This window comes from Rhizobium sp. BK512, assembly GCF_014194915.1.
Lineage (GTDB): Bacteria > Pseudomonadota > Alphaproteobacteria > Rhizobiales > Rhizobiaceae > Rhizobium.
This window is the reverse complement of the sequence record NZ_JACIAS010000004.1, coordinates 290,655-311,394: the sequence shown is the minus strand read 5'-3', so window position 1 is coordinate 311,394 and position 20,740 is coordinate 290,655. Positions and strand designations below refer to the sequence as shown.

Here is a 20,740-nt window from a genome sequence, read left to right as displayed (position 1 = left end):
GGCTATTTTTTCCGTATCAGGGGCGGCAGGCGACGCTTGACCGGCGAGGATTTGATCATCGACGTATTGGTCTCCGCCCGCTCGGCGACCTTGTCGAGAATGCTGTCCAGCTCTCCCATAGAGCGGACCACGAGCCGGGCGATAAAACAATCGTCTCCGGTCACCTTGTCGCACTCGATGAATTCGGGCGTGTCCTGGATAATACGCTCGACGATGTGAAGCTGGCCGGGCAGCGGACGCACCCGGACGATCGCCTGAAGCGGGTAGCCTATTGCCGCCGGATCGAGATCGATGGTGAAAAGCGTCACCACGCCGCGATCCTCAAGACGTCGCAGACGTTCCGCCGCACTCGGCGAAGAAAGTCCGACAGCCTGGGCGAGCTCCTTTAGGGAAATTCGCGAATTTCCGGCCAGTGCCTCTATCATTGCACGGTCAATATCGTCGACTGCCTGCATCTCGTTAGCCAACATGGCAAAACTCCTAACAAGATTAGGTTCATCCAGCCTTTCCCCTCTTTCAACTTATAGAAAATGCTGCGATGCCGCAATACAATTTCCCGCTAACGAACGGAGATGGCGATGCAGGATGAAATCAGAAGGGGTACAGCGGAGATGACGGGGGCGATGCTGATCTCGGGAACGATCGGCTGGTTCGTCGTCATGTCGGGTCAGCCGGTTAGCGGCGTGGTCTTCTGGCGCTGCTTCTTCGGGGCGCTGACACTGCTCGTGATCTGCACCGCGCTTGGCCTGCTGAGGCCTGGTATCATCAGCCTGCGGTCGCTCGCTATTGCCGTCTTCGGCGGCGTCGCGATCGTCTCCAACTGGCTGCTGCTGTTCGCCTCCTATTCGCACGCGTCAATCTCGATTGCGACGACGGTCTACAATACTCAGCCTTTCATGCTGCTTGCGCTCGGCGCACTCTTTCTGGGTGAGAAGATCACAGGCACCAAGCTGTTCTGGCTCGGGCTTTCCTTTGCCGGCATGGCGGCAATTGTCGAGGCTAAGCCGCAGGCCGATGCCGCCTCCGGCAGTTACGGTGTCGGCATTCTGCTGGCGCTCGGCGCGGCCTTCTTCTATGCGCTGGCCGCGCTCGCCGCCAAATGGCTGCGATGCACGCCACCACATCTAATCGCGCTGATCCAGGTTTCGACTGGCATCGTCATGCTGGCACCCATGACCGATTTCACCAACCTGCCGGCCGATACGGGATCATGGCTGATCCTGATCACCGTCGGCGTTATCCACACCGGTCTCATGTATGTGCTGCTCTATGGTGCGATTCAGAAGCTGCCGACACATCTGACCGGCGCTCTGTCCTTCATCTATCCGGTCGCCGCGATCCTGGTCGACCGTTTGGCCTTCGGCCACGCATTGCAGCCGATGCAGATTGCCGGCGCGGTCGTCATTCTGCTTGCTGCGGCCGGCATGAACCTCGGCTGGTCGCCGGGCAGGCTTATCCGCCTGCCGGCGACCAGAAGCTGAGCTGTAACTTCAGCTTGTCTATTACTTCGCCTGACGCGTCGTTTCGAACAGGAACCAGGTGCGGCGTTCGCTCTGGTCGATCCAGTTCTCGATGAGGCTTGCGGTCGCCACGTCATTGTGCTCGTCGCAGACCTCATGCACTTCGCGCAGGATGGAGACGAGGTGAAGGTTGTCTTCGCGCAGTTCGGAGAGCATGTCTTCGGGGGTGACATAGTCTGCGTCATTATCCGGGATGCGCTGCTGGCGGGCGATCTGGCCGATCGAGCGCAGCGTCGTGCCGCCGATCTTGCGAGCGCGTTCGGCAACCTCGTCCGTCATGTCGAAGATCTGTTCCGCCTGCTCGTCGAGCAGCAGATGGTAATCGCGAAAATGCGGGCCGGACATATGCCAGTGAAAATTCTTGGTCTTCACATAGAGCGCGAAGACATCAGCGAGCAACGCGGTCAGCGCGGCCGAAATATCGGTGATCGCATTGGTCGGAAGGTCCGAGGGGGTCTTGAGCGGCGAACGTCTGCGGGCTTCGGCTGAGGTAGGCGACATGCATTCTCTCCTTGGTGATGAAAACCTTCTGCGCCGACGACTGGGGAAAGCCTCGGCGGGCCGTGTCTGCGGCCGCTTGCAAGGGGAAAATAGCAAGGCGGATTTGGTTTCCAAGTAGATCATGGTTCAGCCGACCTATTCTTTATGGTTATGGACAGATCAGCGCCCGGCGATTGATGGAGCATGCCTCATGCGCCTATAGAAAGACGACGCAATCTCCTGGATCCAAAGATGAGCCTTACCGTCCTGATCGCCTATGCCGGCGCCTTGTTCATCGCCGCCGCCATTCCCGGCCCGGGGATCACGGCAATCGTGGCGCGCGCCCTTGGTTCGAACTTCCGCGAAACCTTCTTCATGGGTCTCGGTCTCGTGCTCGGCGATATGAGCTACCTGACCGCCGTTATCCTTGGCCTTGCCTTCGTGGCGCAGACCTTCACCGAGATTTTCCTCGTCATCAAGATCGCTGGCGCGCTCTATCTTGGCTATATCGCATGGAAGCTCTGGAGCGCCGGCCTGCTGCCGCAGGATATTGCCGCGAAGAAATCCAGCAGCGCCGGCATGTCGTTCCTGTCTGGTCTGCTGGTGACACTCGGCAATCCGAAGACCATGCTCTTCTATGTGGCGCTGGTGCCGACCCTCATCGATCTCAACAGCATCGGAACGCGCGACTATCTCATGCTGCTTGCCGTCACCTTCATCGTACTGATGATCGTGCTCATTCCCTACATGCTTCTCGCATCGCGCGCCCGCACGATGCTGAAGCAGCCGCGCGCGTTGCAGGCCCTGAACCGCGTCGCAGCCAGCATCCTGGCGGGCACGGCAGCCTTCATCGCAACGCGTGCCGCCTGAAATAAACATTCGGCAACGAACGGTTTTCAAAGGATTTTTTCTCTGGCTTGCACGGCCGACGGGTGAAGCCACTCTGGTCTCACCGCCACTTTGACCCTATTCTCTCCGCAGATTTCAATATGGATTTCAAGGGAGAGCACCATGTCGCACAAACCGGGCCGCGGCCGCATCTATTCCTCCATTACCGATACAATCGGCGACACGCCGCTCGTTCGCCTCGACAAGATCGCCAAGGAGAAGGGCGTCGTGGCGAACATTCTGGCAAAGCTCGAGTTCTTCAATCCGATCGCCTCGGTGAAGGATCGTATTGGCGTCGCCATGATCGAGAGCCTGGAAACGCAGGGCAAGATCTCGCCCGGCAAGACCGTGCTGATCGAGCCGACTTCGGGCAATACCGGTATCGCGCTCGCTTTTGCTGCCGCTGCCAAGGGTTACCGGCTGATCCTGACCATGCCGGAAACCATGTCCGTCGAGCGCCGAAAGATGCTGGCGCTGCTCGGCGCGGAGCTGGTGCTGACCGAGGGGGCGAAGGGAATGAAGGGGGCGATCGCCAAGGCCGAGGAGCTCGCCGCCTCGCTGCCAGACGCTGTTATTCCGCAACAATTCGAAAACCCCGCCAACCCGGAAATCCATCGCAAGACGACGGCGGAGGAAATCTGGAACGACACCGACGGCAACGTCGATATCTTCGTGGCCGGTATCGGCACCGGTGGCACGATCACCGGCGTTGGCCAGGTGCTGAAGAGCCGCAAGCCGGATATTCGGGTCGTGGCCGTCGAGCCGACCGATTCACCGATCCTTTCAGGCGGCACGCCTGGCCCGCACAAGATCCAGGGCATCGGCGCCGGTTTCGCGCCCAAAATCCTCGACACCAGCATCTATGACGAGGTGGTTACCGTCAGCAATGACGACGCTTTCCAGCAGGCTCGGCTCGTCGCCAGGCTCGAAGGCGTGCCGGTCGGCATCTCCTCGGGTGCGGCATTGACGGCGGCGATCGAAGTGGGTCGTCGTCCGGAAAATGCCGGAAAGAACATTGTCGTGATCATTCCATCCTTCGCAGAGCGCTATCTTTCGACGGCGTTGTTCGAAGGTCTCGGAAGCTGATCGGATTTCGGCACTTCGTGTCACCGTTCGTGGGGCGCTTCGGCGCCCCTTTTATCATGCTGCCGGTGTCAGCCTTACATTACCGACGCGATGTGCGGTCGCGGATACATCCTCACGACACCCAGTCGATGATCAGTGGTGATCGCCGCAATGCCAGCTTCATATGCTGCACGGACGATCGCCTGGTGCAGCTTTTCGGGTTCGGTCTTTCCGGTAATGACGTCCAAACAGGTTTTCACCGCCACCAGGAATTCCTCTCCCTCCTCGGTCGGCCATTCCCTCAGCAATACTTCGGCCGCCTCGCGAGCTGTACGGACGACCCTGCGCTCTCTCCTTTCTGCAAAAACGAGAACTATCGGCTCGAATCTTTTTGACGTGTCCCACTTCATTGCGTCTGAACTCCACAGGAGAGGCTATGATGGTATCTGGCAATTCTACGTTCAATTCATAGGGCAAGAACGGCGCCTGCTTTAGCGCGTGGTCCGGATCGAGATGACCAAACATGATCATCAAACATCTGCCATGCCAATGAGGGAAACGGCGTCCCCCGTTCGTTGCAAAGGGGTCTGCATTTCCGTCGACCAGTCCCTCGCACCTGTATTCAGACAATTATCCAGCTTAGACTGCCAGTTGCGGGCCGCCGCCTCAAGCAATTGCCTGAGGTCTTCCAGTTTCACGCCATCGGCATGCATCAGCACGGCAATAAGAGGATCACGAAGGCATTCGGATATCGTCAGATCAGTGCCCTTAATCAAAGCCAGCCCCTTTCATTGACAACCGCCTGTATTCCGCCGGTTCCTCGGTTGTCGTCCTTGCGGCTATCACCGCCCGCAGGCCTTCGAACTCTTCGCAAGCACCAGGGCGAAGCTGTTTCAGCGCGGACACCTCGGCCTTGGCTATATTATCCTGCCCCGACACAGAACTCGCCGAGATATTCGTCTGCTCGGATGCCCTCATAAATCGTCGCCGTGACCTCGATACATCTTTGTAGAAACCAGCCGTTGGTTCCCCGATTGTCCCAGCAAGTGCCGGGGCAACGAATTCAGGCTTCGGCGACAGGCTAAACGCGGCCACAGCAGCCGATCCCGGGACGACGCGAAGTGACATGGCATACCTCCCCTCGTTGATGGCGTTTCGAGTGGCGAAAGCAGTAAATCATCCACGCTCTCGCTGACGAACTAGATCGCCGGCGAAGCACAGTTATTCCCAACTGGGCCAAGATTTTCGACAAGCGTATGGAAACGCTTGCTTATTTCATACACCACAACCCCGCTGTGCTTGAGGCGGGAAGAAGCTGCGAGCCTATTCTTTCAGGCGATGCCAACTGTCTTGGCACTCCGTTTAACCTCGCCAACATCTTGAATTGCGTCGTTCGCTGCTACGGTTTTGGCCTGCCGCATCTCTGCTGTTCCCAAGACCCGATCACATCGTGCGGATGTTTCCGCCGCAAAACAGGTTGCGCCAGCAATGACGAGATAGAGCCCTGGCCCTGCCTTGATCCACACCAGGATCTTGTCTCTCACCCAGCTGTCATTTTATGCAGCTGCAGTCAGCCTTGCGCCGGCGACGCGATAGGAAATCGCCTCTGCGAGATGGATACGTCCAACCGTATCCTTGCCGTCGAGATCTGCGAGCGTGCGGGCGACCTTCAGGACGCGATGATAACCCCGCGCCGAGAACTTCATCTTGTCCGCGGCATCGCGCAACAGCTGCAATCCGGCCGCATCCGGCTCAGCAAATTTCTCGATCATCGAAGTAGAGCAGCCGGCGTTGGTCGAAATACCTCTTGCGCCTGCAGAAGCATACCGTTCGCGCTGGATGTCACGGGCGCGGGCCACGCGCCGAGCAACATCTGCGCTCGCTTCGGCTGCCGTCGGCCGGATAAGATCGGCCGCAGAGACCGCCGGCACGTCGATGCGGATATCGATACGGTCCATCAGCGGACCGGAAATGCGGGCTTGATAGTCCGTCATGCAGCGCGGCCCGCGGGCGCAGGTATGGCCGGGTTCACCCGCCATACCGCAGCGGCACGGATTCATGGCCGCGACGAGCTGGATCCGCGCGGGATAGGAGACGCGGTGATTGGCCCGCGCGATGACGCATTCGCCGCTTTCCAGCGGCTGACGCAGGGCATCAAGCACCTGTGGTGCAAATTCGGGAAATTCATCGAGGAAAAGCACGCCGTGATGGGCAAGCGAGGCTTCGCCCGGGCGGGCGCGCAGGCCGCCGCCAATGAGGGCTGCCATCGTCGCCGAATGATGCGGCGTGCGAAATGGCCGCCGGTCGGAGAGCTTGCCGCCGGAGAGCTGACCGGCGATGGAGTGGATCATCGAGACTTCCAGCAATTCGGCCGCCGAGAGCGGCGGCAGGATGGACGGCAGCCTGGACGCCAGCATCGACTTGCCGGAACCGGGCGGCCCGACCATGATGAGGTTATGGCCGCCGGCAGCCGCCACTTCCAGGGCCCGCTTGGCGCTTTCCTGGCCCTTGATCTCGGCGAGATCGGGCAGATTGGCGGCATTCGGACGAATGGATGGTTCCGGTCGCGACAGGATCTGCGTGCCGCGGAAATGATTGGCGAGTGCTATCAGGCTGCGCGGCGCCAGGATATCGACGTCTGAACCGGCCCAGGCGGCTTCCGCTCCGCTTTCGGCAGGGCAGATCAGCCCTTTGCCCGTCGCGTTGGCGCCGATAGCAGCCGGCAGAGCGCCGGCGATTGCGGCGATCGTACCGTCGAGATTGAGTTCTCCGACGACGACGTAATCGGACAAGGCATCCGCAGGAATTGCGCCGAGTGCAGCCATTAGTCCAAGTGCGATGGGGAGATCGAAATGGCTGCCTCTGCCACATTCTCAATTATTATATCCAGTGGGTCTTGCAAGTTGCAACTCTCACCGGGACGTATCGTCAGTTCTCGGCCTACTCTACTATGACTCATCCGCCGACTAGGCGGATTCCTTTTAGGTATACGAGCCGTTCGGACCAGCGACCCCAACATCTGGCGGTCCGTTCGGCCCGTATACAAAACAAAAGCCGGGCCCATAGGCCCGTCATGATCGTCTCGCTTGCGAGACGCCTCGGCTTTAGCTTGGTCACTGGGATAGCAACTGTCACACGCCACGTGAGCACACTTTGCAATAGAGTGATGAGGGTGCCGGGAGCCCTCAGAAGCCCACGCTCGATTACGAAGATATTGGGAGGCTCCGCATCCAACGAACGCCCACTCCATAGAAGCGTTTTGTCGCCGCGTCGCTCCACCCAAGAAACTCGACATGGTTCCGTTCGTAGTAGCCCTGCATCGCCTTTGACGAGTCAGCCCAATGGTCGCCACGCTCCAAAGCTTTCACTGTCGCAACGGACAACCCGGTCTCGTCTGCGACGACTTTTTGCGTCTTGTTCAGGAGGGCTCTAGCGGCTGGGAAGGATATCCCAAGGTCTTCGGCCTGAAATTGCCATCGCTCGTCCACACGGCTTACCGGATCAGGCGCGTTCCATTTTGCGCCGGCACCGCGGACCACGGTCCCGATCGTGGCTTCTCCCAGAAATTCAATGCCACGGGCGATGTAAAAGTCGACAAGCGTGAGATTGAGATCGAACATGGATTCCGACGTTTCGGCTGTCGAAATGTATCGTCTTGTTACGCCCGTTAGATCGGCGGCTTCTTGCTGTGAAAACCCCGTTAATGCACGTGCGACCCTGAGTGCTTCCGGTGGAGCAGGTAACCTCATTCGTCCGAGAAGCCGCTCAGGAGAAAAATTGTCAACATTTACCGTATGGGGTCTTTTAATATCCAAAAGGGAGTCTATAAGGATTCCTATAGGATGAAAAAACATCCCAAATCTGGAGGGTGTGTTGGCATTGAGTGATTCGGGTCCCAGTAAGGCAACTACCGACGGACATTGGCGGCCTGGCCAGAAGCGCCGAGGGCTGATTGATGACGTGGAAGATATCGATCGTCTGTCGCCGGTCCTGAGCGAAAGCTGGGTGGTCGCGAGCCGATCGTTGAGTGGCTTGACGGTTCAAGGGGGTAGGCATCTGACGACAGTCGATCTATCGGACGTCACAGCCGGTATCTCCTACTCGGGATGAGAAGCCGGGGCTAACGGGAGGCTTCTCGTGCCGGCATCTAAATGGACCTGCCGATAGGCCATAAGCAATCTCGGCCTGACAAAGGCCTGAACGCATCGAATTTTAGGATGTCCCATGCCGAACCATGAATTTGGCAAGCGATCACGCGTGCCTTGGAATACGAGAACCCGCGAGTGGCGCTACGTCACTGTGCCCGTCTATATGGCGTATTGCGCTGTCGCCGCCGCACTGCGGCCTTGGAATGGAATTGAGCGGAAATTCATAGCGACGCTGGTTTTCAAAGACGATTACTACCAACCGATATACTCGCAGGCAGCCCAAGCCTTCGCACGGGAGATTTGGAAGTCTTCCGAATGGGAGACCTACATCTTCGAATGGTCGAAGTCGCCGTTTCGCGACCAGTCGCTCGCCGAAAGGAATGGCCAGGGCATTTTCCTCTCGCCGCCGGGATACAGGCTGACCGACGACGAACGGCTGTTTTCCGACGCCGTTGTCGAAATCGAGCCTCGGTCTCCAGAGCATGCAAGGGCTGCACTTCGCCGGGCCGGAATTCCGGTCGACGATGAACTCGTCGAGCTGTTGATTTCGGAACCGTGGCCAAGGCTGCATTCCGCCTTTCAGGACCGGCGTGGTCCGGTCCAAGGTTTGGAACGTCTTCGACGCGAGACTGCGAGGCTCAGAGAGATCGAGTCTGCAAAAGCCTTAGACAATAATGGTCCTACACTCGATGACATGCATGGTCTGGGGCCTGCTGTGGAGTGGGGACACAATCTCGCGAAAGACCTTGCAGACTACAGAGCTGGGCTAATCGGCTGGAACGAAGTCGACGCCGGAGTCTTGCTTTCCGGGCCTCCTGGCATTGGGAAAACCCTGTTTGCAACCGCGCTCGCTAATTCGTGCAAAGTACCGATCATCTACGGCTCGGTTTCGAAATGGCAGGAAGCCGGTGCTCTGGACGCGCACCTTAAAGCCATGCGCGCTTCCTTCAAACTGGCGCGCGAAAAGGCACCATCGGTCCTGTTCATCGATGAATTCGACTCCTTGGGAAAACGTACGACCTCTGACCGGAACGCTGGCTACCACAATGGCGTGATTACTGGTGCACTTGAGCAGCTCGATGGCTTTGAACGTCGAGAGGGCGTAGTCGTTGTTGCTGCGTGCAACCACCCTCGGCTCGTCGATGCCGCCCTTCTGCGAGCGGGAAGGCTCGACAGACATCTGGAGCTGACACTTCCTGATGGCCCCGCGCGCCGCGGCATTCTGAAGTTTCACTCCGGGATCGAGCTGTCGTCCGCTGATGCGGAGATGTTCGAATTCGCTACCGATGGGTTTTCGGGTGCGGAGATCGAGCGGCTCGTCAGGGATGCGAGACGAGCCGCCCGCCGTCAAGGTAAGTGCTTTAACGCGCTACACATTTTCGATCAGCTTCCAGCTACCGAGAAGCTTTCAGAAGAATATGTCAGGGTGATCGCGGTCCATGAGGCCGGCCATGCGTTGGTCAGCTACGAAATTGGGCATGAAGTCTCAGGCATCACGATCTCCAAATGGCGGGTCAGCGGCGAGAGCCGGGTGCTTGGCAGCGTCGATTCAAAACCTTCACTGGTGCGGGCCAGGACCAAGACCACCTACCTCGACACCATAGCCATCTACTTGGGGGGCATTGCCGCGGAGTTGGAAGTCTTCGGGGCCTTTGCAGACGGGGCATCGGGTGCAAGCGAGGCCGATCTGAATAAGGCAACCGATCTTGCGACGATGATAGAGGGGACACAGGGTATGGGCCACACGCTGGTGGTAGAAGTCCCTGATCCAAGAGAGTTCGCGCGGATGCGCTTGTACAATCCGGAACTCCGAGAACAGGTCCGCATCCTGCTGGATAACGAACTCGTAAGGACGAGGTCCATCGTTCAAAGTCAGCGTCCTGCACTGGACGCGCTCGTCTATAGACTGATGGCAAATCCGATCATGACCGGAGGGGAAGTCGCGCAGTTGCTGCAAAGCAACAGGCGCACGGTTGTCAGCCTGGCGAAGCCCCAGTGGAGGACGGGAACGTGATGGCGAAACGGACAACATCAACTGGCCGGCGGGCGGCATCGAAGAAGCCCTACGCGGGGTCGCTGGGCGAGATGCTCGATGAGTCCGGATTTGAACCATTGGGTAGGCGAATACAGGTTTCTGATCGCGGCGGCAGGACTCAACTCGCATCACCACCCAAGTGGTTCGATCCCGCGGTGGAATTCCTCTGGGCGGCCCTACCGGACTTGGCCGCCAATCACTGGGACCATCTCTATATCGACGCTCTTCAATCTGCTTGCCAGGCATTAGTCGCACTAGGTCAAGCAGTTCTCGATGGCGGCGGTGGCATAAAAGTGAATCCGGAGCCTGCGCTGCCTAGCATCCTTCCCCGGACGGACGATGTAGCGACAGTGATCGTCTGCTTGGCAGCGCAAGTGAGCCTCCTTGAGTATCGACATTTCACAGGAGCGCGCGACCGACCTAGTCCTATGGGACTACGACGTCCGAACATTCGACCTGACCATGGCTGCGGTCCTGCATATCTGGCCCCGGAGGCGTTCCGGGTCTTCGAAAGCCTCGACCTCGTCCTTAATGCTCGTTGGACGGAGCGCGCCGAGACGATAATCTGGCGTGACAACCCGTCAGAGTGGGGCGTTGATTTCACGAGAGACCGCCGGTTCATATCGGCTCGGGACGCGGCCCTGGAAACCGTGCCCGACGACATTGCAGAGAAGATCGAGAAGACGGCGGTGATAACCGAAGAGAGTATTGTGGAGTGGCTCCAGATAGCGCCGAAAGACAAAACCCGAGAAGACGCGCTCAAGTCTCTCAGGCTTTGGAGCCGTATCGGTCTTGATCGGGTTTTCAATCGCCGGTGGCGGCTGGACTGCGGATGGCTTTCGGTCGAGGAGTCGTACAGGACACTCCTAATCGAATGCGACGCCGTCTCGATCAACATGCGTCGGCACTTTGCGTCCCGATATCTGCCGCACGCTCCATTTCTGAATGAACGAAATTGGTGAGGTGCGGCCAGATCGCACGCTGTCGGCAATTGCCCACCGCCACTCCTGGAGACATCGATGACCTCAATATCCGCAAACGCGGTCTATCCGGTGCTCGCTGCTCAGTCCGTGCTCTTTCGATGAAAATCTGGGTTTTCTCCGACATCCATCTCGAGTTCGGTAGACCGTTCAGCGTGACCCCGCCAGATGATATCGACGTCATTGTCTGCGCGGGTGACGTCCTCGACAAAGGCGTTGTGCCCAGCATTGAGTGGCTTGCGAAGAGCTTTAGACCGGAAGTGCCGGTGGTTTTCGTCGCGGGAAATCACGAGTTCTACCGCAGTTTCCTTACGGACAGCATCGCTTCGGCGAATGCGTTGCGAGATCGCTATCCGCACATCCACTTCCTCGACGACCGTGATGTAGTCATTGACGACGTACTTTTCGCCGGCGCAACCCTTTGGACTGACTTCCGGCTATTTGATCGCAATCCCGAAACGTCGATGTGGTGGGCCGAGAAGGGCATGAACGACTACAAGCGCGTCAATCTGTCCAAACAGCCATTCAAAAAATTCAAGCCCATTCACGCGTACCGGAGGCATGACGCCTCCATGAAATTCCTGACGGAAAGCCTTGGTCGGACCGATGTTAGTAAAAAGGTCGTTGTCACTCATCACGCGCCATCTCCTCGATCGATCTCGCGGTGGTTTCGCGATGATGCGTTAGCACCGTGTTACGCCTCGGATTGCCATGATTTCATCAGGGAGGCCGAGCCGGACCTGTGGGTGCACGGCCATGTGCATCAGCGACTGGACTATATGCTCGGATTTACCCGAATTATGTGCAATCCGCGTGGTTATCCGGGCGAGAGAACCGAATTCGACCCAGGCTTGGTAATTGAGATTTAGTCCTCACACAGACGGCTCGGGAGACGAAGCGGCGCTCGAGTGCAAGCGGTACTCCGCGAACAAAAAATTGAACGACTCAGCCACTTTCCTTTTGGTGGGGCGCAAACTCGGTCCAGCTGTAAGCGTAGTCCCGTTCACACCTTGACCCACTTTTGAAGACTGCAGAGGTCGACAAGCGCTCGAGCAAATCTGCGTCGTGATACCTTTGCCCGCCATAGCTATCGGGAGGCCAATATGTGCAAGAGGGTGGTCATTTACGCGCGGTATTCAACAGATCAACAGAATCCAGCTTCGATAGAAACCCAGCTTGATCTGGGTGCTTCGTTCGTTTTGGAGCGTGGTTGGAAGCTGAGCGGGACATATGTTGATGCTGGGATTAGCGGCGCTAGTTTCGAAACACGGCCGGGTCTTCAGGCTGCGCTGAAAGGGGCGCGAGAAGGAGCCTACGATGTCCTACTTTGCCTTACGCTTGACCGGCTGTCGCGAGACCTGGAACACAGCGCTAAAGTGTTAAAGCTGCTCCAGTTCCACGACATTGAACTTTGGACCGTGCATGGTGGCTCTCAGGTGTCAGCCATGGAACTTGGCCTGAGGGCGGTCCTGAATAGCGAGATGCTGGAGCAGGTTCGATATCGAACCAGGGAAGGCATGAAAACCGTAGCGAAGACGGGCCGAGTTCCCGGCGGCATTTGTTACGGCTACTCGATCAAAAAGATGATTGGGACTGACGGAGAACCGATCCGTGGCCTGAGAGATATCATTGCCGCCGAGGCGGCCGTAATCGTGTGGATATTTGAGCAATACGTGAAAGGCCTTAGTCCCGACGCCATCGCAGAAATCCTCAATGAGCAGGGTATACCTGGCCCTCGCGGGCAGGCTTGGAGAGGAACGGCGATCCGGGGACACCGGCGAAGAGGTAGCGGAATTCTTAATAATCAGATGTACATCGGTCGCCTGGTGTTCAACAGGCTCGTATACCGAAAGAACCCAGTGAGCGAACGCCGGGTGTCTCGGCTCAACTCGCCGGAGCAACATATCATTCAAGACGTACCGACGCTTCGGATTGTGTCGGATTCGCTCTGGAAAAAAGTAAAACGGAGGCAAGGTCTACCTCGCCGCCGGGGCTCGTGAGCTGCAAACATAAAGCGTCCAAAGGAAGATCGCTCTCTCCTACCGACCATAGCAATATCAGTGAGCGGGTTAGAGACAAGGCTACGATGGCTTCGTCGGATTTTGTTCGACGATGCCCAGTTCTTCGACGCGATTTGCGCCCTAGCTCGTCGTCAGTGCCGGTGAGCCTCACGTCCAGAACTCCTGTTCGTGAGTTTAACGGGAGATGCACCGCCTATTCGCATGATGTGCCCGCATCAAGCGGGCTCACTAAAACCCCTGTCGTAAGAAAAACTATCGGCTCGAGCCTACATACTCTATCAAGGATTGCAGTCTACGCTCGAATACAGCAGAAAATCAAAGACGTCGATTACATTCGGACAAGTGATTCGCTCAGGTCAGCGCATTGTGAACAGTACAAATCAGGTACACCCCGACGATCTGTGCAATAGCGATGGCATTCGGTCAACGGATACAGTGGCGGACGACCCTTGCAAATTCCATTTAGTTCATAGCGACTGCGCGACCAACTCTGGAACTGCCGTCTCGCATCGCGAAGCCCCGAGCTCCCCAGCGGACGACGACATCCTATTCGATTGGACCTTTTCAGAAGACCCAGAGACATTCGTTATGCGCACTGCAGGTCTCAGCAGCGCGGGCGTCTTCATCGTTCCAAGTGAGCCTCCCAAGAATTATGACGCCTCCGGGCAAGACTGGAGCCTCGATCTAGCTCCAGCGCCAATCGATGGAGACGGATTCTTAGCGAATGCCGTAGAAAGTCAGAACCCCGCCGGCAGACGCCAGTCGAAAGAGGACCACGACTTTCTCCGCGTTCAACGAGGGGGCCGTCGATCTGTAAAGCGATCCGCGTCCATATCGGACACGAGACTGTCCATAGGTTACGACACATGCCGGGCCATGGCAGGGACTGTTCTCGAGCGAGGCTTTTATCTGCAGGATGACTTGGATCAAATGATCAGTTCCTGCCATGGCAATGGGCACGACCAGCATCTGAGCGCCAACTTGGCGCGCGTATTCGAGGGTGCGGGGATACCTTCCGAAGAGACACTGGCCGACCCCGAATTGCTGTTGAATGCATTGACGGATATTGACATCGACGATTTGGGACATGGGCTCGAAGCCACGCTTTCTCGGGCAACCAGCCTCCCGGGAACCAGTCGTTTCCAGCTGGATAAGTATGGTGAGAAACGGTTGCTTGACGAGCTAGGTGCCGTCAAGTTGACATTGCAGCTAGAGATTCTCGGTTCAAAAACGGCGGTCGAGAGCGCCATATCTGCGGTGGATGCCGCGCTCAACGGGCTGGCCAAGCCTGCTGAGGTAACCATGCGGCAAGTCGTCGTCGAAAGAGATTGCGACGATGCTGACATACTTCGTGACGCAATCACTAAGCTGTGTTCTTGGCTTTCAGCTGGTTCCATCATGAATGGTAAGGAACGCCGGGTAGCATTGCAGGCATTGGATGCCCTTGACCTGACACTCTCGTTCCAACGGAAACTGGCGACCGAGTTAGCCTCAGTGTACCAAGATTTCCTGACGGCAGATCGAATTGGAGAGCTGATCTTCGACTACGAAGTCGCTTCAAATAGATTGGTACTCGAACATTTGCCGTTTGCTCGTCGGTTTGCGTCTCGAAACGTGGCTCCGAGCGAAGAGCTGGAGGATGTTTTCCAGGTTTGCACCATTGGTCTGTTCAATGCGGTCCGACGGTTCAAATCCCACCGGGGTCACAGGTTCTCCGTTTATTCAATGTTCTGGATGAAGCAAACTTTGACGCGATGGCGCGGGGATGAAGGCGCGATAATTCGCATTCCAGTGCATAGGCATGTAAAATTGGCCGAACTGGACCTGGCGGCGTCCGAACTCGAAAGAACAGTTGGGTGCCAACCGAGCTCGGAGGAGTTGGCAGCTCTCTTGCGATGGAAACAGGACGACGTCGAGCGATTAATGAACATTCCTCGCGATTGGGTGGCTGAAGAGTCCGCAATTGAGAGTTTGAACGATTCGTCTGTCGCCCTCGCCCCGGAGGAAGCAGTTTTTTCAAAACAGTCTGCACAGATCATACGGGCTGCGCTCGTTGAGCTGCCCCAACGGCAAGCTGAAGTGATACGTATGAGATTTGGATTGGACGGGGAGGAAGAGATGACACTGGAGGAGGTTGGCCAACTCTTCGGTGTTACGCGAGAGCGTATCCGACAGCTCGAGGCCAAAGCGCTGGAATACCTGCGCCACCCGGCCCGCATCCGCCGATTTCAAGCAACTTTGGGAATGTAAGAAATGGCTGCTAGAAACGCGCCACCTCATGCGGGCTCGATGCTCGAGTCTCTCCGGGGACTTGGTTATGCACCCGCAACCGCACTGGCAGATTTGATAGATAATTCGGTTTCGGCTGATGCCGGAAGCATAGATATAAACTTCGAATGGGCTGGCCCCGATAGCTGGGTCCGCATTATCGACGACGGCAAGGGCATGGACGACCCGACTCTCGAGCGCGGCATGCGCTTGGGCGCGCGCGATCCGAGGGAGGAACGGTCTGCACGCGATCTCGGTCGCTTCGGTCTAGGTCTGAAGACCGCCAGCTTTTCCCAAGCGCGCCGTTTGACGGTTGCAAGCAAGCGTGCTGGAGGCGAAACCGCATGCCTACGATGGGATTTGAATCTAATCGGGCGTCCAGAATCCGTCGACTGGCCACTTTTCGAAGGTCCCGCGCCAGGATCGGAGGTACTTCTCGCGCCTCTCGAAAAAATGACGAGCGGAACGATCGTCCTTTGGGAAAACATCGACCGAATAGTGACGGAAGGTTTCACAGGCAAAGATATGTACTCTTTGATCGACACCGTCGAAGTGTACCTCGCGATGATCTTTCATCGAATGCTCGACCGCGGCCTTAGAATCTCCCTGAATGGCAAAGGCCTCAAATCGTGGGACCCATTTCTAATTGGTCATCCGGGAAAAGCTCTCGAGAGTCCGGTCTACAGAATTCTTCATACAAATGGCGTGTCGCTCCAGTGCCACGTGCTCCCCCACAAGGACATGCTCAAGCCGGCAGAGCAGGAGCTTGCGGCTGGGCCATATGGATGGATACAACAGGAGGGGTTCTACGTTTATCGCAACCGACGGCTTCTCCTTGCCGGTGGCTGGCTCGGACTTGGCGAAAAAGGAAAGACGTGGCCTAGAGACGAAGCGCACCGCCTCGCGCGAATTATGCTTGATATTCCGAATAACGCAGATGCCGATTGGAAGATCAATGTCTTGAAATCGACCGCAAGCCCGCCGGTGAAATTGCGACCACAATTGCAGAGACTCGCGGCGGAGACCAGAAACACTGCGCGTCGTGTTTTTGCCCACCGCGGGTTTGTTTCTCCCGCGGGCAATAGCAAGATAAATGGCTTAACCGAAACTTGGCAGATACGCCGTTCCGCCAAGGGAACGTCCTACCGAATCGCGAAAGACAACGACTTGATCGCGTCGGTACTGGACCGCGCCGGGCCACTCAAGGACGACATCATCGCCATGTTGCGGCTGATCGAGGAAACTGTTCCTGTCCAGAGAATATGGCTCGACACCGCTGAGGATAAGGAGACGCCGCGCACCGGCTTCACCGAAGCACCGGAAGCGGAGGTGAACGAGACGTTGAATTCAATGTTCACGGCATTGACCAAATTTCGTGGCTTCGATCCCAAGGAAGCCTGCGATCGGCTCGCCCGGACACCTCCATTCGACCGTTTCCCCCATCTTGTTGCCGCGCTAAACCAAACGGATTCTAAATGACTATTTCAGATCAGAAAGCCTTCGATTCAATCCTTTCGATGGCCCAGAATATGTTGCGCCTAGCGTCGGAGCGGTCGAAAACTCCCATCACACCGGAAATGATAGAAAAAGAGCTACGAAAGCTCTCGATAGTCATGGAAGAGGACTTTGCCCTTGTCGATCCAGATGCGCTATCGGAGGAGTTGATCCGTCGATCCAGTCGCACGGTGGGGGACAACGCCATCCTCTTCAGCAGGGATGACCACATCCCGTGGCTTGACGCTGAGCGAAAGAAGAACTGGAACTACTGGCGGCGCTACTCGGAATACATGGAACCGCGGATTCCGTGGGTTGCTCTTGACGCACTCGATGTCGCCACAGACGAAATCCTTGGTCAATTGGAAGACCCCGAGCGGGAAGGCGCATGGGATAGGCGCGGCCTTGTGGTGGGGCACGTGCAGTCCGGGAAGACCGGTAACTACACGGGTCTGATATGCAAAGCTGCAGACGCCGGATACAAGATCATCATTGTTCTAGCCGGCCTGCATAACAACCTGAGAGCGCAAACGCAAATTCGTCTGGACGAGGGTTTCTTGGGATTTGCGACGGTTTCGGATGCAGACGAGTTGCCAAGCGTTGGCGTTGGCAAGATTGACAACGACGTCTCGGTGCGCCCAAATGCGGCGACAAACCGAAGCGACCGTGGGGATTTCAATACTGCCGTCGCATCGAAAATGAATGTCAGTCCCGAACAGCGCCCATGGCTGTTTGTGGTGAAAAAGAACAAGACTGTCCTAGAGCGTCTTCTATACTGGATTCGCAATCGGGCAGCCAACCATACCGACCCAATCACGGGTCGAAAGCTCGTTACTAATCTTCCATTGATCATCATTGATGACGAATCCGATCACGGGTCAGTCGACACTGGCGAAAACGTCGTTGACGACGACGGCAAACCAGACCTCGAGCACGACCCGAAGACTATCAACAGATTGATCCGTTCCGTACTCCATCACTTTTCACGCAAGGCATATGTCGGATATACAGCGACACCGTTCGCGAACATCTTCATCCATGACAAGGGTGAGACACAGGAGCATGGCCCTGACCTTTTCCCGGCCGCGTTCATAACAAATCTCGCCGCGCCTTCGAACTACATAGGTCCGGGACGAGTGTTCGGTTCCGCCTCGAGCACGCCGGAGAACCTGCCCTTGGTGCGCCCGCTCGCAAATGAAGATTTCGAGAGTTGGATGCCACCGAAACACAAGAACGGGTATCGGCCTCGGTGGCAGGGAGAGGATAAAGTCCCTGAGACTCTCGCAGAGGCGGTCCGTTCTTTCGTGTATGCGTGCGCTGTCAGAAAGCTGAGGGGGCAGGGAAACAGCCATAGCTCAATGCTGGTGCACGTAACGAGATTTACGTCCGTTCAGGCTGTGGTTGTCAATCAAGTCGCCGAGTACCTGCGTGATCTAAAGGGCCGCTATACACGCGGTATCGATCTAACCGATCTAAGGTCGCAAATGCAGACCGAATATGAGCTGAAATTCGCACCTGGAATGGAACGCATACGTGACGCCTTGGTGCAGGAAGAGACCTTGTTCACACCAGAGTGGTCGCGAATCGAGGAAGTGCTGCCCGAGATTCTGTCGGACATTCGCGTCCGCGAGATCAACGGTACCGCGAAAGATGCCCTGGACTATTCCGAGAATGAGGCAACGGGACTGAAAGTCATCGCCGTAGGCGGGGACAAGCTTGCTCGCGGATTGACCCTTGAGGGCCTTTGCACGAGTTACTTTCTTCGAACGGCAAAGATGTATGACACGCTCATGCAAATGGGAAGGTGGTTCGGTTACCGCGACGGATATCTCGACGTGTGCAGACTCTATACATCCGGGGAAATGATCGAGTGGTTTGGGCATATTGCCGATGCCGCAGAGGAACTACGCCAGGAATTCGACAATATGGTTGCCGCGGGCGCGACTCCAAAGGAGTTCGGCCTTCGTGTGAAATCTCACTCTACCCTGACCATCACGTCGAGGGCGAAGATGCGGAATGCCCGTGCCATGCAACTCACCTATGCTGGAGATTTGCTGCAGACTATCGTGTTTGCGGTGGGTCAAGACGAGGTAAGAAGAAACTATCAGGCTGCGGATCGATTTCTCCAAGCGCTGCCACGCCCACTTCCTCTCAATAAGCAGCACTACGTCCACGGATCACAACAGTGGCACGGTCATTTGTGGCGAGAGGTGCCTGCCCTGAATGTTGTGACGTTCCTTCGAGAGTACAGGACGCACCCCGCCAGTTTCCGGGTCATGAGCCCGCTCATTGCTGACTTCATCGAGGAGATGAACAACGGCGGCGAACTTACCACGTGGACTGTTGCGTTGGTCGGCAAGGACGGCAGCCTAGATGATCTTCCGCACTCCTTAGGCGGATACCCCATAAATATGCTGCAACGAACGGCGGTGGGAGAGCATTCTGATCGGTACTCAATTAAGACCCTGATCTCCCCGCGCGACCAAGCAATCGATCTCACCGAGAGTGAATGGAATGCGGCACTCGAACTGAGCCGCAGGACGTGGCGGAACGACGTTGACAGAAACGAAGGAAAGACCCCACCCGAGGAACCGCGGGGACCGCAGATACGTCGTATTCTCGGCGAGGGAGTGCCGTCTCAAGGCATTGCAAACCGCCGTGACCGTGGTCTCCTGACTCTTTATCTGCTTGATCCCTCCAAGGCGGATCAGCGCTTGAGCGAGCCAAACCGAGACCCGTTCGTTGCGTGGGCGATCAGTTTTCCGTCCAGCACGTCGGGACGGACGGTGTCGAATTCCAGATATGTGGGTAACAGCGTACTATGGGGGGCGATCAATGAGTGGGTGGACTGAGGAAGGATTGCTTCGCACTTGGCGTGCCCTCGCTCAACAGGAGGCTTCGGAAGAGTGGCGTTTCGTTCGTCTCGCCTCAGTCCAGCGTCTTTCGTTTGAGGCTGGATGTAACTTTCCAGGGTCTAAAGAGGCGCTCGTCGTGTCCTTTGATGGCAGTAAATCGTTCGACAGCTCCATGCTGCCGCAAGGACGAGGATTTGACGTTGTAAAGATCGAAAAACAAACAGCTTTTTCAGATCGTACAGCTATCGGGCTCGTGCGAAGCCCGGAAGGGTCTCGGGACATCTTCCTCTTGATGGTCATAGACGTGATCCGCTCGATCGAAAGCGCGGCGGCTTCGTCGAGGGTCGACTTGTTGGACGAATTTCTGCTCAGGGTTCGAGAATGGCAGGATTTCATGAGCAGGAAGAACCGCCTGCTATCACTCGATGCGCAAATCGGTCTTCTCGGCGAGCTCCATGTTCTCGAGAGACTTCTGGACTCGCGGTTGGGAAGTCAAGCTGTACAGTGCTGGCAAGGGCCATTGAAGGCCGCGCAGGATTTTCATATTGGAGCCGGCTCCGTTGAAGTAAAAAGCACTACGAGCGAAAGAGGGTTCATCGCTCGCATTAGCAGTATCGAACAGCTGGACAGTGACCGATCGCCAGGATTTCTTTGCGCAATCCGTTTTCGTGAGGCGGGCGAAGGGTCGTCACTCTCCGAGACAGTGTTACGTCTGCGAGACCGTTTGGCGACGAGTGGTTCTGCCCGTATGTTCGACGCACTTCTGCTCGTTATGGGCTACCTAGACGAACACGCGGTGTCCTATAGCCGCAGGTTCATTCCTAGCGAAATTAGAGGATTTCCGTTGGACGAGAACCTTCCTCGGCTCTCTCGATCCATGCTGCCCGCGGCAATTCGCTCAGCCAATTACACGCTTGATCTTGATGCCGTGCAGACATCGTTCGTCACGTGTGATCAGATAATCGAATCATTTGGATTGAAATAAA

Annotated in this window: 16 protein-coding genes and 1 pseudogene; 11 read left to right on the top strand and 6 right to left on the bottom strand. The window is 56.9% G+C overall.

What is annotated here, in order from left to right:
• Window positions 1-2: 2 nt before the first annotated feature.
• A complete protein-coding gene (locus FHX06_RS16720) occupies window positions 3-470 on the bottom strand; it encodes an Lrp/AsnC family transcriptional regulator (RefSeq protein WP_376776545.1) in 468 nt (155 codons plus the stop codon).
• Between the two features lie 108 nt (window positions 471-578).
• Between FHX06_RS16720 and FHX06_RS16715 the strand changes: the two genes are divergently transcribed.
• Complete coding sequence (locus FHX06_RS16715) at window positions 579-1,481, top strand: DMT family transporter (protein ID WP_113211265.1); 903 nt, start codon at window positions 579-581, stop codon at window positions 1,479-1,481.
• A 21-nt stretch (window positions 1,482-1,502) separates the two neighbouring features.
• Here the strand turns inward: FHX06_RS16715 and FHX06_RS16710 are convergent, their stop codons facing one another.
• Window positions 1,503-2,021 (bottom strand): Dps family protein, encoded by a 519-nt coding sequence (locus FHX06_RS16710; protein ID WP_112970044.1) that lies wholly within the window; start codon window positions 2,019-2,021, stop codon window positions 1,503-1,505.
• A gap of 231 nt (window positions 2,022-2,252) precedes the next feature.
• On the opposite strand from FHX06_RS16710, the gene FHX06_RS16705 reads away from it, so the two are divergent.
• The gene (locus FHX06_RS16705) at window positions 2,253-2,870 is read left to right on the top strand and encodes a LysE family translocator (protein WP_113211264.1); all 618 of its coding nucleotides are present in this window, start codon (window positions 2,253-2,255) and stop codon (window positions 2,868-2,870) included.
• Between the two features lie 141 nt (window positions 2,871-3,011).
• Entirely contained in the window at window positions 3,012-3,974 is a 963-nt protein-coding gene (gene cysK / locus FHX06_RS16700) for a cysteine synthase A (protein ID WP_112541876.1), read from the top strand.
• Window positions 3,975-4,048: 74 nt separating this feature from the next.
• Here the strand turns inward: cysK and FHX06_RS16695 are convergent, their stop codons facing one another.
• The 4 genes and pseudogenes from FHX06_RS16695 to FHX06_RS16685 form a co-directional block, all read right to left on the bottom strand.
• The gene (locus tag FHX06_RS16695; protein WP_113146842.1) at window positions 4,049-4,363 is read right to left on the bottom strand and encodes a DUF982 domain-containing protein; all 315 of its coding nucleotides are present in this window, start codon (window positions 4,361-4,363) and stop codon (window positions 4,049-4,051) included.
• Between the two features lie 120 nt (window positions 4,364-4,483).
• Window positions 4,484-4,729 carry a hypothetical protein gene (locus FHX06_RS36190; RefSeq protein ID WP_113013133.1) on the bottom strand — a complete coding sequence of 82 codons (246 nt, stop codon included), beginning with the start codon at window positions 4,727-4,729 and terminating at the stop codon, window positions 4,484-4,486.
• A 780-nt stretch (window positions 4,730-5,509) separates the two neighbouring features.
• Window positions 5,510-6,814 (bottom strand): annotated as a pseudogene (locus tag FHX06_RS16690) (YifB family Mg chelatase-like AAA ATPase); the annotation flags it as partial.
• Window positions 6,815-7,156: 342 nt separating this feature from the next.
• Complete coding sequence (locus tag FHX06_RS16685) at window positions 7,157-7,573, bottom strand: helix-turn-helix domain-containing protein (protein ID WP_246715579.1); 417 nt, start codon at window positions 7,571-7,573, stop codon at window positions 7,157-7,159.
• Window positions 7,574-8,177: 604 nt separating this feature from the next.
• Here FHX06_RS16685 and FHX06_RS16680 point away from each other — a divergent pair.
• The 8 genes from FHX06_RS16680 to FHX06_RS16645 all read left to right on the top strand — a co-directional run bounded on the left by FHX06_RS16680 (window position 8,178) and on the right by FHX06_RS16645 (window position 20,739).
• Window positions 8,178-10,115 (top strand): AAA family ATPase, encoded by a 1,938-nt coding sequence (locus FHX06_RS16680; protein ID WP_183880126.1) that lies wholly within the window; start codon window positions 8,178-8,180, stop codon window positions 10,113-10,115.
• Window positions 10,115-11,098 carry a hypothetical protein gene (locus FHX06_RS16675; RefSeq protein ID WP_183880124.1) on the top strand — a complete coding sequence of 328 codons (984 nt, stop codon included), beginning with the start codon at window positions 10,115-10,117 and terminating at the stop codon, window positions 11,096-11,098. Before FHX06_RS16680 ends, FHX06_RS16675 begins: the two co-directional genes overlap by 1 nt.
• A 119-nt stretch (window positions 11,099-11,217) precedes the next feature.
• A complete protein-coding gene (locus FHX06_RS16670) occupies window positions 11,218-11,985 on the top strand; it encodes a metallophosphoesterase (protein WP_183880122.1) in 768 nt (255 codons plus the stop codon).
• Window positions 11,986-12,219: 234 nt separating this feature from the next.
• Complete coding sequence (locus FHX06_RS16665) at window positions 12,220-13,116, top strand: recombinase family protein (protein WP_183880120.1); 897 nt, start codon at window positions 12,220-12,222, stop codon at window positions 13,114-13,116.
• Window positions 13,117-14,013: 897 nt separating this feature from the next.
• Window positions 14,014-15,387, top strand: coding sequence for a sigma-70 family RNA polymerase sigma factor (locus FHX06_RS16660; RefSeq protein ID WP_183880118.1), 1,374 nt, complete (start codon window positions 14,014-14,016; stop codon window positions 15,385-15,387).
• Window positions 15,388-15,390: 3 nt separating this feature from the next.
• The gene (locus FHX06_RS16655; RefSeq protein ID WP_183880116.1) at window positions 15,391-16,884 is read left to right on the top strand and encodes an ATP-binding protein; all 1,494 of its coding nucleotides are present in this window, start codon (window positions 15,391-15,393) and stop codon (window positions 16,882-16,884) included.
• The gene (locus FHX06_RS16650) at window positions 16,881-19,751 is read left to right on the top strand and encodes a Z1 domain-containing protein (protein ID WP_183880114.1); all 2,871 of its coding nucleotides are present in this window, start codon (window positions 16,881-16,883) and stop codon (window positions 19,749-19,751) included. The genes FHX06_RS16655 and FHX06_RS16650 overlap by 4 nt, the downstream gene beginning before the upstream one ends.
• The gene (locus tag FHX06_RS16645) at window positions 19,735-20,739 is read left to right on the top strand and encodes a PD-(D/E)XK motif protein (RefSeq protein WP_183880112.1); all 1,005 of its coding nucleotides are present in this window, start codon (window positions 19,735-19,737) and stop codon (window positions 20,737-20,739) included. The genes FHX06_RS16650 and FHX06_RS16645 overlap by 17 nt, the downstream gene beginning before the upstream one ends.
• The last annotated feature ends 1 nt before the right edge of the window (window position 20,740 follow it).

Bases quoted from the DNA above. Each gene is read 5' to 3' on its own strand.
- FHX06_RS16720 (WP_376776545.1), bottom strand. From the start codon at position 470: ATGTTGGCTAACGAGATGCAGGCAGTCGACGATATTGACCGTGCAATG.
- FHX06_RS16715 (WP_113211265.1), top strand. From the start codon at position 579: ATGCAGGATGAAATCAGAAGGGGTACAGCGGAGATGACGGGGGCGATG.
- FHX06_RS16710 (WP_112970044.1), bottom strand. From the start codon at position 2,021: ATGTCGCCTACCTCAGCCGAAGCCCGCAGACGTTCGCCGCTCAAGACC.
- FHX06_RS16705 (WP_113211264.1), top strand. From the start codon at position 2,253: ATGAGCCTTACCGTCCTGATCGCCTATGCCGGCGCCTTGTTCATCGCC.
- cysK (WP_112541876.1), top strand. From the start codon at position 3,012: ATGTCGCACAAACCGGGCCGCGGCCGCATCTATTCCTCCATTACCGAT.
- FHX06_RS16695 (WP_113146842.1), bottom strand. From the start codon at position 4,363: ATGAAGTGGGACACGTCAAAAAGATTCGAGCCGATAGTTCTCGTTTTT.
- FHX06_RS16685 (WP_246715579.1), bottom strand. From the start codon at position 7,573: ATGTTCGATCTCAATCTCACGCTTGTCGACTTTTACATCGCCCGTGGC.
- FHX06_RS16680 (WP_183880126.1), top strand. From the start codon at position 8,178: ATGCCGAACCATGAATTTGGCAAGCGATCACGCGTGCCTTGGAATACG.
- FHX06_RS16675 (WP_183880124.1), top strand. From the start codon at position 10,115: ATGGCGAAACGGACAACATCAACTGGCCGGCGGGCGGCATCGAAGAAG.
- FHX06_RS16670 (WP_183880122.1), top strand. From the start codon at position 11,218: ATGAAAATCTGGGTTTTCTCCGACATCCATCTCGAGTTCGGTAGACCG.
- FHX06_RS16665 (WP_183880120.1), top strand. From the start codon at position 12,220: ATGTGCAAGAGGGTGGTCATTTACGCGCGGTATTCAACAGATCAACAG.
- FHX06_RS16660 (WP_183880118.1), top strand. From the start codon at position 14,014: ATGGCAGGGACTGTTCTCGAGCGAGGCTTTTATCTGCAGGATGACTTG.
- FHX06_RS16655 (WP_183880116.1), top strand. From the start codon at position 15,391: ATGGCTGCTAGAAACGCGCCACCTCATGCGGGCTCGATGCTCGAGTCT.
- FHX06_RS16650 (WP_183880114.1), top strand. From the start codon at position 16,881: ATGACTATTTCAGATCAGAAAGCCTTCGATTCAATCCTTTCGATGGCC.
- FHX06_RS16645 (WP_183880112.1), top strand. From the start codon at position 19,735: ATGAGTGGGTGGACTGAGGAAGGATTGCTTCGCACTTGGCGTGCCCTC.